The sequence below is a fragment of the Candidatus Paceibacterota bacterium genome (assembly GCA_035404205.1).
In the GTDB taxonomy this organism is placed as follows: Bacteria; Patescibacteriota; Minisyncoccia; order UBA6257; family JAVHQB01; genus JAVHQB01.
The window spans coordinates 1-11638 of record DAONGQ010000010.1 but is presented as its reverse complement, the minus strand read 5'-3'; the positions used below and the strand labels follow the sequence as shown (position 1 = coordinate 11638).

General features: G+C 39.1%; 17 protein-coding genes. 1 reads left to right on the top strand and 16 read right to left on the bottom strand.

The window, feature by feature from the left end:
- Positions 1 to 79: 79 nt before the first annotated feature.
- The 16 genes from rpsQ to PK547_02205 all read right to left on the bottom strand — a co-directional run bounded on the left by rpsQ (position 80) and on the right by PK547_02205 (position 11089).
- Positions 80 to 352, bottom strand: a complete 273-nt coding sequence (rpsQ, locus tag PK547_02280) for a 30S ribosomal protein S17 (GenBank protein ID HPR91540.1) — start codon at positions 350 to 352, stop codon at positions 80 to 82.
- A 33-nt stretch (positions 353 to 385) separates the two neighbouring features.
- Positions 386 to 580 carry a 50S ribosomal protein L29 gene (gene rpmC, locus PK547_02275; protein HPR91539.1) on the bottom strand — a complete coding sequence of 65 codons (195 nt, stop codon included), beginning with the start codon at positions 578 to 580 and terminating at the stop codon, positions 386 to 388.
- Between the two features lie 11 nt (positions 581 to 591).
- Positions 592 to 1005, bottom strand: a complete 414-nt coding sequence (rplP, locus tag PK547_02270) for a 50S ribosomal protein L16 (GenBank protein ID HPR91538.1) — start codon at positions 1003 to 1005, stop codon at positions 592 to 594.
- A 19-nt stretch (positions 1006 to 1024) separates the two neighbouring features.
- Positions 1025 to 1753 (bottom strand): 30S ribosomal protein S3, encoded by a 729-nt coding sequence (rpsC, locus tag PK547_02265; protein ID HPR91537.1) that lies wholly within the window; start codon positions 1751 to 1753, stop codon positions 1025 to 1027.
- Positions 1754 to 1785: 32 nt separating this feature from the next.
- Positions 1786 to 2298, bottom strand: coding sequence for a 50S ribosomal protein L22 (rplV, locus tag PK547_02260; GenBank protein HPR91536.1), 513 nt, complete (start codon positions 2296 to 2298; stop codon positions 1786 to 1788).
- Positions 2299 to 2330: 32 nt separating this feature from the next.
- A complete protein-coding gene (gene rpsS / locus PK547_02255; GenBank protein HPR91535.1) occupies positions 2331 to 2666 on the bottom strand; it encodes a 30S ribosomal protein S19 in 336 nt (111 codons plus the stop codon).
- 31 nt (positions 2667 to 2697) lie between these two features.
- Positions 2698 to 3537 carry a 50S ribosomal protein L2 gene (rplB, locus tag PK547_02250; GenBank protein ID HPR91534.1) on the bottom strand — a complete coding sequence of 280 codons (840 nt, stop codon included), beginning with the start codon at positions 3535 to 3537 and terminating at the stop codon, positions 2698 to 2700.
- A gap of 64 nt (positions 3538 to 3601) precedes the next feature.
- Positions 3602 to 3952, bottom strand: a complete 351-nt coding sequence (gene rplW, locus PK547_02245) for a 50S ribosomal protein L23 (protein HPR91533.1) — start codon at positions 3950 to 3952, stop codon at positions 3602 to 3604.
- Positions 3953 to 3961: 9 nt separating this feature from the next.
- Positions 3962 to 4612: a 50S ribosomal protein L4 gene (gene rplD, locus PK547_02240; protein HPR91532.1), complete on the bottom strand. Its 651-nt coding sequence runs from the start codon at positions 4610 to 4612 to the stop codon at positions 3962 to 3964.
- Positions 4613 to 4624: 12 nt separating this feature from the next.
- The gene (gene rplC, locus PK547_02235; protein ID HPR91531.1) at positions 4625 to 5278 is read right to left on the bottom strand and encodes a 50S ribosomal protein L3; all 654 of its coding nucleotides are present in this window, start codon (positions 5276 to 5278) and stop codon (positions 4625 to 4627) included.
- Positions 5279 to 5462: 184 nt separating this feature from the next.
- Positions 5463 to 5780, bottom strand: a complete 318-nt coding sequence (gene rpsJ / locus PK547_02230; GenBank protein HPR91530.1) for a 30S ribosomal protein S10 — start codon at positions 5778 to 5780, stop codon at positions 5463 to 5465.
- An 89-nt stretch (positions 5781 to 5869) separates the two neighbouring features.
- Positions 5870 to 7069, bottom strand: coding sequence for an elongation factor Tu (gene tuf / locus PK547_02225; GenBank protein ID HPR91529.1), 1200 nt, complete (start codon positions 7067 to 7069; stop codon positions 5870 to 5872).
- Positions 7070 to 7206: 137 nt separating this feature from the next.
- Positions 7207 to 9333, bottom strand: coding sequence for an elongation factor G (gene fusA / locus PK547_02220; GenBank protein ID HPR91528.1), 2127 nt, complete (start codon positions 9331 to 9333; stop codon positions 7207 to 7209).
- A gap of 91 nt (positions 9334 to 9424) precedes the next feature.
- Positions 9425 to 9892 carry a 30S ribosomal protein S7 gene (rpsG, locus tag PK547_02215; GenBank protein HPR91527.1) on the bottom strand — a complete coding sequence of 156 codons (468 nt, stop codon included), beginning with the start codon at positions 9890 to 9892 and terminating at the stop codon, positions 9425 to 9427.
- Positions 9893 to 9933: 41 nt separating this feature from the next.
- Entirely contained in the window at positions 9934 to 10353 is a 420-nt protein-coding gene (rpsL, locus tag PK547_02210) for a 30S ribosomal protein S12 (protein ID HPR91526.1), read from the bottom strand.
- A gap of 139 nt (positions 10354 to 10492) precedes the next feature.
- Entirely contained in the window at positions 10493 to 11089 is a 597-nt protein-coding gene (locus PK547_02205) for a site-2 protease family protein (protein ID HPR91525.1), read from the bottom strand.
- A 245-nt stretch (positions 11090 to 11334) separates the two neighbouring features.
- Here PK547_02205 and PK547_02200 point away from each other — a divergent pair, with 245 nt between their 5' ends.
- The gene (locus tag PK547_02200) at positions 11335 to 11574 is read left to right on the top strand and encodes a hypothetical protein (protein HPR91524.1); all 240 of its coding nucleotides are present in this window, start codon (positions 11335 to 11337) and stop codon (positions 11572 to 11574) included.
- Positions 11575 to 11638 lie beyond the last annotated feature (64 nt).

Below are 11638 nucleotides of genomic sequence, written 5' to 3'. Positions count from 1 at the left end.
TTTAGCCCCACTGTTATCGATGACTTTTAACATTGTTCTTAGTTGAATCATACTTAAATTTAAAAATGTAGGAATTTTTCTAATTAACTTTTTTAATAACAGACCAACGCTTGTCATGAGAAATAGGCTTACTAACGGCTCCTAAAACAACTTGATCGCCTATTTTGTAGAGATTGTCGGGATTATCTGCTTTAAAATGTTTATGCGTTTTGATGTATTTGCGATACAAGGGGTGTTTCTTTAGCGTAGTGACTTCAACTACGACTGTTTTCTGCATTTTATCGGAGATAATCGTCCCCTCAATAGTACGAAGAGAGGCTTTATGTGCTTTTTTTATTTCTTGTGATGGCATAAAATAACAATGAAATTACAAAATAATTAATGGCTACTTTTTAAGTTGGTTATTAGAAGCAGTGAGCAGTCTGGCAATATCGCGGCGGAGAATCCTTAAATCATTAGTATTCTTTAATTTACCTAAACGTTTATCGAGCAAATTTTTATAAAGCTTTTGGCGTTTTTCTGCTAAAAGAGCATTGATCTCTGTAGCTGTTTTAAGAGTAAAATCTTCTTTTTTAATCATAATATATACAACTACTTGTTAATGATGAATTTAGTTTTCATAGGTAGTTTGCTGGCAGCTAAACGGAAAGCTTCTCTGGCAGTGGTCTCTGTCACGCCATCAAGTTCAAAAATAATCCGACCAGGTTTAACAACCGTAACATAATATTCTACATTACCTTTCCCCATACCCAAAGTAACTTCGGGCGGCTTTTTAGTTACTGGCTTGTCAGTCACCACTCTGATCCAAAGCTTGCCAGTCTTGCCTAGGAGCCTGATGATAGCTCTCCGAGCAGATTCTATCTGATTTGTTTTCACCCAAGCAGGCTCAGAAGCTGCTAGAGCATAAGTACCGAAGGAAATAGAATTACCGCGAGAATCATTAATTCTGCCCCGAGCGCGGCCCTTATTCCACTTTCTATGTTTGACTTTTTTAGGTATAAGCATACTAAATTTTATTCAGAATTTAAGCTTTTGGTTGCTTTTTATTGTCAAAAATATCCCCTTTATATATCCAAACCTTAATACCGATAGTGCCATAAGTACAATGAGCCCTGGCCATAGCAAAATCAATATTGGCCCTTAACGTATTCAATGGTAGGCGCCCCTCTTTTACGGTTTCATCGCGAGCAATTTCTGCTCCATTTAAACGACCGCTAACAGTAATTTTTGCGCCCAAAACTTCCTTGTGTTGCACTATCTTGGCTAGAGCTTGTTTAATCACTCTTCTAAAAGGAATCCTTCTTTCTAACTCTTCTGCTACATTTTGCGCTACTATGGCTGCCGAAGTCTCTACTTGAGGAACCTCTTCGATACTAAGATTCACTTTGGGGTATTGTATTTTCTTAAGATCGGCTAACAAGTTTTTCTTAGCAGACGACTTGCGATGAGCATATAAAGAATATGATTTTCTGACAGTTTCATCGATTTCCTTCCGTAAAGTATCAATGCCCGTGCCACCGCGGCCAATAATCAGGCCCGGTCGGGCGCAATGAATAGTAATTTTTATCGCATGGGTACTGCGTTCTATTTCAATAGATTCTATCTTGCTATCCTTGAGTTTCTGGAGGATAAGTTTTCTAATAAGATAGTCTCCCTCCAGGTTTTGGGCATAATTATTCCAATCAAACCAGCGCGATGTCCAGTTTTTATTGATACCAATTCTTAAGCCTTGTGGATTAATTTTTTGAGCCATACAAATAAAATAAACTTATAGGAGTGAATAATTTAAATTGCTTTACGGTTAAAAACCTTTGCTTTCTTGGGAGCGATATTGAAGTTTTTATTCTGAGCAATTGGTTTCGCAGCCATTTTGGTCAATGATTTATTGTCATTGCCTTTTTTCTCACCAGCCGCTTTGGTAGTTTTAGTCTTATCAGCCACTTCAGCAACGGCTTTAACTCCAGGTGTAATCTCTCTTAAAACAATAGTGATATTAGAAGTGCGGCTAAGCAAAGTGGTCGCGCTCCCCTGAGCTCTGGGGAAGAATTTTTTCCCCACCCTACCGCCATCCACTTTAATAACACCAATTTTTAGATTATCAGCGCTAAGATTAAAATTATGAGTAGCATTAGCAATGGCTGATTCTAATAGTTTTTTAATAGGGCGAGCAGAACGATTCGGTAAAAATTGCAAAGTATTGAGAGCTGCTTTTGTATTTTGACCCTTAATAGTGGCCGTAATTAAACGGACCTTTCGAGGGGCAATATTTAGATTGTTTAACTTGGCAATAACTTCCATATTTTTGAAATCTATAGTCGTCTTAATAATAATTATTTCTTTTTAGGAGCGGTTGTGGCAGCAGCAGGAGCCTTGTTAGCGGCGGCGGCGGAAGCTTCAAGCTCTCTCTGCATTTTACCACCATGCTTGACGAATTTTTTGGTAGGAGAAAATTCTCCCAAGCGGTGTCCTACCATCTCTTCGCGAATGTCAACATTTACGAAAGTTCTACCATTGTGTACTCCCATGACAAAACCGACCATTTCGGGAGAGATAACGGCATCTCGAGACCAAGTTTTTACGGGTGTTTTATCCCCCACCTTTAGTTTGGCTACTTTTTGTAATAGTCTATCTGGAATGAAAGGACCCTTTTTTAAGCTACGAGACATAAGAAATTTGTATTTTAATAACTAAATTTTACTATTTATTCTTTTTGCGAGAGGGGCGACGGCTAAGTATGAGCCGGTTAGAATATTTATTGGGCCTACGGGTTTTATGGCCACCGGTAACTTTACCCCATTTGGTCTTGGGACGCTTAGTCCCTCTTTGATTACGACCTTCACCGCCACCATAAGGGTGGTCCTTAGCATTCATAACCTTGCCACGCACTTCTGGCCTAATGCCCATCCAGCGAGAACGTCCGGCCTTACCAAGTTGCATCATTTGATGCTCTATATTAGACAGCTGCCCAATAGAAGCAAAACAATTATTTAAAAGCTTGCGAATCTCTCCAGAGGGCATTTTAACATCTGTATACTTATCCTCTTGGGAAACCACCTGCAGGTAGTTGCCCGCCCCTCTGGCTAATTTACCTCCTTCAAAAGGACGAACTTCTACATTATGAATAAATTGTCCAGCAGGAATATTTTTAAGTTGCAAACGATTGCCTAATTTTAAAGGAGCACTCTCGGCGCAAATTATTTCTTCGCCTACTTTTAGGCCATCTGGAGCCAAAACATATCCCCAAGCACCATCTTTATAAGAAATTAAGGCGATAAAACAAGAACGGTTAGGATCATACTCAATAGCAGAAACTTTACCCGGTATCATTAATTTTTCTTGGGCAAAATTAATCACGCGATATTGTTTTTTATGTCCCCCACCCATATGGCGGGAAGTTAATCTCCCTTGGCTATTTCTTCCGGCCGTGCTGCGCTTTCCGATAGTGAGGCTTTTCTTGGGTTTAGAAGCTGTCAGAACGCTAAAATCAACCACATCGTGGAAGCGTTGAGAAAAAGTTGATGGCTTGCGGCGTTTCATAGATACTTAATATCTTAATTTATTATTAAATTACCAATACTTATTACACTGATTTAACTTGTGACTAGATGCCTGTTTCAATTTTCTGCCCCTCTTTAATAGTAACCATGGCTTTAGCCACACCATTTTTTTTATGAACATGCCGGCCGAAATGTTTCGGCTTGGCAGGCGAATTAATGGTATTAACGCGAGACACGGTAACTTTATATTCTTTTTCGATAGCTTTTTTAATTTCGGCCTTAGTAGCGCATTTGTTAATTTCAAAAATATATTGATTCTGCCCCTGCAGAGCAGTCGCTTTTTCAGTCAATCTTAAACCCTTGAGGACTGAGAAAGAATGATCCGCAATTACTGGAGTTTTCTTACTCGCTTCCTTTAAATTTTTACTGACAGTGTTTTTTTTAAATAAAGGCATGGTAGTGAATTAATCTTTGAGAACTGTTTTGAGGTCTTCGAGACCAGCTTTAGTCAAAATAATAACCTTATGATTTAAGACCGGCAATAAAGATAGGTTGGAAGCAATGTCAAAATAAGCATTTTTAATGTTACGACCGGCACGAATAATATTCTTTTCTGTCTTAGATAAAGCAACTAAGGTGGACGGTCTTAGAGTTTTTCTTAAATTTTCAGCAGTTAAAAGAGCATCCACAGAAGTAGCAATAACTTTAGTTTTTAAATTCTCTGTGTCTAAAGTATCGACGAAAATAATTTCTTTGTCCTTAAGCTTTTGGCTTAATACAGATTTCAAAGCCTTGGCCTTCATTTTCTTATTTATTTTCAAATCGTAATTGCGTTTTTTATCTGGACCAAAAGTAACACCACCCCCTACCCAAAGAGGAGAACGAGTAGAACCGTGTCTAGCACGACCGGTGCCTTTTTGTTTCCAAGGTTTTTTGCCACCACCGGAAACTTCTCCGCGCCCCTTGGCATGAGCGCTTAATTTACGATTTTGGTTAGATAAAACATTCATCACCTGAGCAATCAAATCTCCATTGTAAGGAGTAGCAAAAAAAGCTGGCAATTCAATGAACCCGTTTTCTTTTCCCTCTTTATTGTATAATTTAGTCTTTTCCATAAAAATAACTCGTTATTTAGCTAAATTAGAACCAAGGATACATACCAATCTATCTTTCGTTCCAGGAATCGCGCCCTTGATATAAAGCAAGTTTTCTTCTGGCTCAATTTTAACTACCTTAAGGTTTTTAACGGAAACCTTATCAGCCCCCATGCGTCCAGCCATTTTCCTGCCTTTGAATACATGCTGCGCATCGGTAGAGCCTATAGATCCGGGAGCGCGCCAGCCATGTTTGGTTCCATGGGTTTTACGAATGCCTTTAAAACCATGGCGCTTAACCACGCCTTGAAAGCCACGTCCCTTGCTAATACCGGTAACTTTGACTAAATCATTGTTTTTGAAAATAGAGGCATCCAGGGTTTTGCCTACAGTCATTTCTTCTAACCCTTCTAAAGTAGTATTTTCATCCAAGGAAACTTCTCTTAGATAAGCAAACTTGCCCAAGTCTTTAAAATGTCCTAATTGTGCTTTGTTAATATGCTTTTTGTTGCCAAAACCGAATTGAACTCCTTGATAACCATCCTTTTCTACAGTTTTTACTTGGGTAACAGTTAAAGGACCGGCTTCCACAACGGTGACAGGAATAATTTTCTGGTCCACTAAAATCTGGGTCATACCAACCTTGCGACCTAACATAAATTTAATTTTTTCGTGAGCAGATTTCATAAAGATTTAAGTAAGCTTATTTTAACCCGTTAATTGACGAGGGGGAAAAGATTTTTGCCATTTAAAAACCGGGTCGATACTGACCCGGATTTTAACGGATGAGTACCTCACTTCCAACCCGTAAATGGGATGAGTCTGAGGACAGACTAATATTTAAATGTGAAACAACGCTCTCTAACGACAATTACATTTTTATTTCAATATCGACACCGCTGGGTAAATTAAGGTCGCCTAAAGATTCAATGGTTTTGGGATTAGCATTTAAAATATCGATGATACGCTTATGTACTCTAATCTCAAACTGTTCACGAGCATTCTTCTTTACAAAAGTGGAGCGATTAACTGTATAGTGATGAATTTCTGTGGGTAAGGGAATAGGCCCGCTTACTTCTCCGCCATTGCGTAAGACAGTATCAATAATTTGCTTAGCAGAACTATCGATTAATTTGTGATCATAGGCTCTGATGCGAATCCTGATTTTCGACTGATTTGAAGTTTGCATGTTAAACTGATACTTTAGGTTAACTTAATTTGTAAAAAGCTCAGCACCACTAAACGCTTGGCATTTTAAACCAAGCGTTTAGCTTTCTCCTATTTAATAATCTTAGAGATAACACCAGCACCAACGGTTTTGCCACCCTCTCTTATAGAAAATCTTTGGGTTTCGTCAAGGGCGACAGGAACAATCAAATGAACAGTCATAAGAATATTATCGCCAGGCATCACCATTTCTACACCTTCTGGTAAGATTACTTCTCCAGTAACATCAGCTGTACCTAAGAAGAACTGCGGCTTATAACCCTTAAAGAAAGGAGTATGACGACCACCTTCTTCTTTGGTAAGAATTAAAACATTAGCTTCGAATTCAGTATGAGGTGTGATGGAACCTGGTTTGGCTAAAACTTGACCACGCCTTACATCTTCTTTCTTAATACCCCTCAAAAGAACGCCAACGTTATCCCCGCAATCAGCCTCGTCCATGGATTTATTGAAAGTTTCAATGCCGGTGGCGACAGTCTTAACAGTAGGAAGAATACCCACCATCTCTACTTCATCATTGATTTTTAAGGCACCTCTTTGAACCCTGCCAGTTACAACTGTACCCCGACCTTCAATAGTGAAGATATCTTCAATAGGAAGTAAGAAGGGTTTATCTGTATCCCTAACTGGCTCTGGAAAGTAAGTATCAACAGTATCTAATAATTTGTAGATAGGCTCAAGTCGAGGATCGTCAGCAGAAGTAGCTTTCAAGGCCTCTGTAGCAGAGCCCCTAATGACAGGGATGTCTTTACCAGGAAATTGGTATTTGTTGAGAAGCTCTCTCACTTCGGCCTCTACCAAATCAATAAGTTCTGGGTCATCAACCATATCAACCTTGTTTAAGAAGACCACAATATAGGGAACGCCTACTTGGCGAGCAAGCAATATATGCTCACGAGTTTGGGGCATGGGTCCATCGGCAGCAGAAACAACCAAAATAGCCCCATCCATCTGGGCAGCGCCAGTGATCATATTTTTAATATAATCAGCATGACCGGGGGCATCAATATGGGCATAATGTCTCTTTTCTGTTTGGTATTCAGAATGGTGAATATTAATAGTAATTCCACGAGCCTTTTCTTCGGGAGCCTTATCAATATCGTTGACAGCTGAATCATGACTAACCAAACCCTTTAAGAAAAGGGCGTGGATGATAGCAGCGGTTAAAGTGGTTTTCCCATGGTCAATATGACCAATAGTGCCGATGTTTAAATGCGGCTTGCTTCTTTCGTATTTTGCTTTTTCTGCCATAATATTTTTTAATTAATTAGTTAATTAATAATTAGTTTTTCACTATAAAAAATTGCACGCTATGCTTAGGTATATTAACTCAAAATTTCTTCTCTGTCAACAGAAATGGACAATTTTAAGCACTTTTTATCCTCTTTCTAGGCTTCTTTACGTTCAGCCCTAATGGCTGCCCTTCCGTTGATGATGGTTTCGGCAATGTTTCTTGGCGCTTCCTCATAATGAGAAAACTCTAAGTTGCTAGAACCGCGGCCTTCAGTCATAGAGCGTAATTGTGTAGTATAACCGAACATTTCTGATAAGGGTACTTTAGCATCTATGATTTTCATCATGCTCCTATCCCCTATGTTGTCAATATGCCCGCGGCGAGAGTTAATATCGCCAATGACATCACCTAAGAATTTCTCGGGAATGATTATTTCTACCTTCATAATAGGTTCAAGAATAATGGGCTGCGCTCTCTTGAAACCTTCCTGCAAGGCCATAGAAGCGGCAATTTTGAAAGCCATTTCAGAGGAATCTACTTCATGGTAAGAACCATCATAAAGGGTAACTTGAATATTCTTTACAGGATAGCCGGCCAAAATGCCCCTGTCTAGGGTTTCAATAACACCTTTCTTAACCGCGGGGATAAACTCCTGAGGAATAACACCGCCCTTAATAGCATTAATAAACTCGAAGTCTTTGTCGGCCAAGGGCTCAATCTTAAGCCACACATGTCCATACTGACCTTTACCACCGGATTGTTTAATGTACTTACCCTCAGCTTCAGCAGTGCCCTTAATGGCTTCTTTGTAGGCTACTTGAGGTTTCCCAGTATTAACTTCAACGTTAAACTCTCTCCTTAAACGGTCAACAATAATATCAAGATGCAGCTCCCCCATACCAGAAATAATAGTTTCTAAAGTATCGGGATCGGTATGAATTTTAAAAGTAGGGTCTTCATCTGATAATTTTTTCAGCGCCAGACCCATTTTCACAGAATCGTCCTTAGTCTTAGGTTCTATCTTTAAGGAAATAACAGGCTCAGGGAAAGGAATATTTTCCAGGACAATCGGGTGGTCGGGGTCGCACAAGGTGTCTCCAGTTAAGGTATTTTTCAGGCCCACTGTAGCAGCAATATCTCCAGCATAGACATCATCCATTTCTATTCTTTCGTTCGAGTACATTCGCATAATGCGACTTATTCTTTCTTTTTCCCCTTTGCTGGCATTCAAAAGATAGTTCCCCTTTTGAAAAGAGCCAGAATAAACTCTAAAAAAAGTCAAAGTGCCAACATAAGGGTCAGTAACAATTTTGAAAGCAAGGGCGCTAAATGGTTCCTTGTCATCCGGTTCTCTTTTTAATTCAGCTCCAGTCTTGGGATCAAATCCAACAATAGCCGGTAAGTCTAGAGGAGAGGGTAAATATTCCACGACTGCGTCTAAAACAGGCTGGACTCCTTTATTTCTGAAAGAGGAACCGCAGAAAACGGGATTAATTTTGCAGGCAATAGTGGCTTTACGAGTAGCTACTTTAAGCTCGTCAACGCTGATTTCTTTACCATCTAAGTATTTCTCAAGCAAGGTATCATCTTCGCTAGCCACCATTTCCACTAAACGAGCGCGCCATTTATCGGCATCGGCTTTGAGCTCTGCAGGAATTTCGCCATATTCTATAATCTCACCTTTCTCTCCTTTAAAATAGACAGCCTTCATGGTAAGCAAATCAATCACCCCCTCGAGTTTATCTTCTGCCCCTATAGGAAAATTAAAAAGAATAGCTTTTTTGGAAAGTCGTTCCAGAATAGAATTATAATCAAAAACATAATTGGCGCCCATTCTATCCATCTTGTTTATAAAACAAATACGAGGGACGTTGTATTTATCTGCCTGGTGCCAGACAGTTTCGGATTGAGGCTCCACGCCGGCAACGCCATCAAACACAACCACGGCTCCATCAAGGACACGAAGGGAACGTTGCACTTCAGCGGTAAAATCAATATGTCCCGGAGTATCAATGATATTAATTTTACATTTATTCGCCTGCTCTTTCGGCATATCAGAAGGGGTCCAATAGCAGGTGACGGCCGCCGAAGTAATGGTGATACCTCTTTCTCTTTCCTGTACCATCCAGTCGGTAGTGGTATTACCATCGTCAATGTTACCTATTTTATGAGAAAGACCAGTATAGAATAAGATTCTTTCTGTAGTAGTAGTTTTACCGGCATCAATATGGGCAATAATGCCAATATTTCTAGTTTTTTCAATTGGATATTCTCGAGGCATAAAAACAAATATAAAATATAAACTAATTTAAGATATAAACTAATTAAAACCGCTGAGGGTTTAGCAAAAGCGCTCTAGCGGTTTTTAGGGCTTATTGAGCAAAGTGGGCAAAAGCGCGGTTAGCCTCAGCCATTCTTTGGGTATCATTCTTTTTTCTCACAGCATTTCCTTCTTCCTTGGAGGCTGCTATAATTTCAGCCGCTAGTTTTTGAGCCATAGGCTGCCCTTTCTTACTCCTACTAGCTTCTAAAATCCAACGAAAAGCCAAAGCAATCTTGCGTTCTGGTCTAACAGGAAAAGGAATTTGATAATTAGCGCCTCCGATTCTTTGGGTCTTGATTTCTAAGGCAGGCTCCACATTAGCCATAGCGAGCTTAAAAACTTCCATAGGATCTTGCTTTGTTTCTTCTTTAATGATATCAAAGGCGGCATAAACTAACTTGGTGGCAATACTCTTTTCGCCATTTTTCATCACATAATTGATAAGTTTAGACACTTCCACGTCATTATATTTGACGTCTGGTTCTAAATGCTTGTTATGTTTAATGGGTGTACGCATATATCGGCAATTTACAAAATTTCAATTTACAAATGAGAAAACTATTTCTTCTCGGCAGGCTTCTTGCGACCATATTTGCTTCTCTGCTGACGACGTTTATCTACTCCAGCAGTATCATAAAGTCCTCTCACGATATGGTAACGAACACCTGGTAAATCCTTAACCCTCCCGCCCCTTAATAACACTACAGAATGCTCTTGGAGGTTGTGTCCTTCACCAGGAATGTAAGCAGTCACTTCCATCCCATTTGAAAGCTTTACCCTAGCAACTTTTCTAAGCGCAGAGTTTGGTTTCTTGGGTGTAGTAGTAAAAACCTTAAGGCAGACTCCTCTTTTAAAGGGAGACTCAATTTTCACCGGTCTATTTTTAAGGACATTAAAATTCTTGGCCAAAGCAACTGTTTTGCTTTTTTTGGCATTAGACTTTCTGCCTTTTCTAACTAATTGACTGAGAGTGGGCACGATAAAAAAATTAAAATTAATTAAAAATTTGTATTAACACGAGATAAAAACTGTCACTAGGACAGTTTTACCGCTTACTAGGACAAACTTAACGCCATTAATCTACCAAAAAAATGCCTTTCTGTCAATGAAATAGCGTTCAAATCCCGGTGGCAAGATGGAATAAAAAGTCAATAATGGGACTTAAAAAATTCAAACCGCCTATCATTAGAATTAGAAGAATTATATAACCATAACGAGTTAAGAATTCTTCGGTGCCAGGAAAGAAATAGAAGAAGATATGTGAACCGTCTAGTGGATAAATGGGGAGAAGATTAAAAACAGCCAAGCTAAGATTAAGCCTAACCGCTAAACCGAGAAAATCCGCTATTGCTAGACTGGGCCAAAAACGCAAAATAGTCCCTAGGAAGATAGCCAAAATCAAATTACTAAGAGGTCCAGCCAAAGAAACGAAGGCTTCATCCTTCTTGGGATTATTAAAATTATAAGGATTAATGGGCACCGGCTTAGCCCAACCAAAAACAAATTGACCGCGAGTCAAAAGGAATAAAGTTAAAGGTAGCAAGATTGACCCCATGGGATCAATGTGAGAAAGAGGGTTCAGGGTTAACCTCCCTGAAGCCCAAGCCGTCCTATCACCCTTTTTTAAAGCGGCATATCCATGAGAAATTTCATGAATAATAATAGAATAAGCAAAAACAAAGATTTCGATAATAATCGCAAAAATTGAGGTCATGAAAAATAATATAACTTGTTACTATTGATTCTTCAAATTAAACGGACTAGCTAATTTTTATATCCTAGCTGCTAACAGAAAATTTTAATTTAATTTGAAATTAATAGCTGCAGATTTTTATCTCACTCCATCATTCTACCCTATTTCTTTCGTCTTGTAAAAACTAAATCGATATGTTAATCTAACTCCATTAATTAAGAAATTATTTTATGAGAACATGTGTTGTTTGTGGCAAAACTAGCCACATGGAAAGGAAAAGAAATCTTCTGCGCGGTCATTACAATCCTTCAGAGAAATTTAGGAAATTTCCCAACTTGCAGTCTGTTTCTGTCAAAGGGCATAAAAGCGTCCTAGTTTGTACTAGCTGTAAACGAGATATCGCCCAAGGGAAAATTGATATTACTAAATTTGTAGCCGCAAAAAAACCGGTTGTTAGAAAGGCAGCCGCGCAAACAAAAATAAAAAAGAACACCAAAACAAAATAAAGCCATTTGAGGGCTTTGTTTTTACGGGCTGTAGCGTAGTGGCTAGCGCGCATGCATGGGGTGC

Bases quoted from the DNA above. Each gene is read 5' to 3' on its own strand.
- rpsJ (HPR91530.1), bottom strand. From the start codon at position 5,780: ATGCAAACTTCAAATCAGTCGAAAATCAGGATTCGCATCAGAGCCTAT.
- fusA (HPR91528.1), bottom strand. From the start codon at position 9,333: ATGCCTCGAGAATATCCAATTGAAAAAACTAGAAATATTGGCATTATT.
- rplW (HPR91533.1), bottom strand. From the start codon at position 3,952: ATGCCTTTATTTAAAAAAAACACTGTCAGTAAAAATTTAAAGGAAGCG.
- rplC (HPR91531.1), bottom strand. From the start codon at position 5,278: ATGAAATCTGCTCACGAAAAAATTAAATTTATGTTAGGTCGCAAGGTT.
- rpsG (HPR91527.1), bottom strand. From the start codon at position 9,892: ATGCGTACACCCATTAAACATAACAAGCATTTAGAACCAGACGTCAAA.
- rpsS (HPR91535.1), bottom strand. From the start codon at position 2,666: ATGTCTCGTAGCTTAAAAAAGGGTCCTTTCATTCCAGATAGACTATTA.
- rplP (HPR91538.1), bottom strand. From the start codon at position 1,005: ATGCTTATACCTAAAAAAGTCAAACATAGAAAGTGGAATAAGGGCCGC.
- rplB (HPR91534.1), bottom strand. From the start codon at position 3,537: ATGAAACGCCGCAAGCCATCAACTTTTTCTCAACGCTTCCACGATGTG.
- rplV (HPR91536.1), bottom strand. From the start codon at position 2,298: ATGGAAGTTATTGCCAAGTTAAACAATCTAAATATTGCCCCTCGAAAG.
- tuf (HPR91529.1), bottom strand. From the start codon at position 7,069: ATGGCAGAAAAAGCAAAATACGAAAGAAGCAAGCCGCATTTAAACATC.
- rpsC (HPR91537.1), bottom strand. From the start codon at position 1,753: ATGGCTCAAAAAATTAATCCACAAGGCTTAAGAATTGGTATCAATAAA.
- PK547_02205 (HPR91525.1), bottom strand. From the start codon at position 11,089: ATGACCTCAATTTTTGCGATTATTATCGAAATCTTTGTTTTTGCTTAT.
- rpmC (HPR91539.1), bottom strand. From the start codon at position 580: ATGATTAAAAAAGAAGATTTTACTCTTAAAACAGCTACAGAGATCAAT.
- rpsQ (HPR91540.1), bottom strand. From the start codon at position 352: ATGCCATCACAAGAAATAAAAAAAGCACATAAAGCCTCTCTTCGTACT.
- PK547_02200 (HPR91524.1), top strand. From the start codon at position 11,335: ATGGAAAGGAAAAGAAATCTTCTGCGCGGTCATTACAATCCTTCAGAG.
- rplD (HPR91532.1), bottom strand. From the start codon at position 4,612: ATGGAAAAGACTAAATTATACAATAAAGAGGGAAAAGAAAACGGGTTC.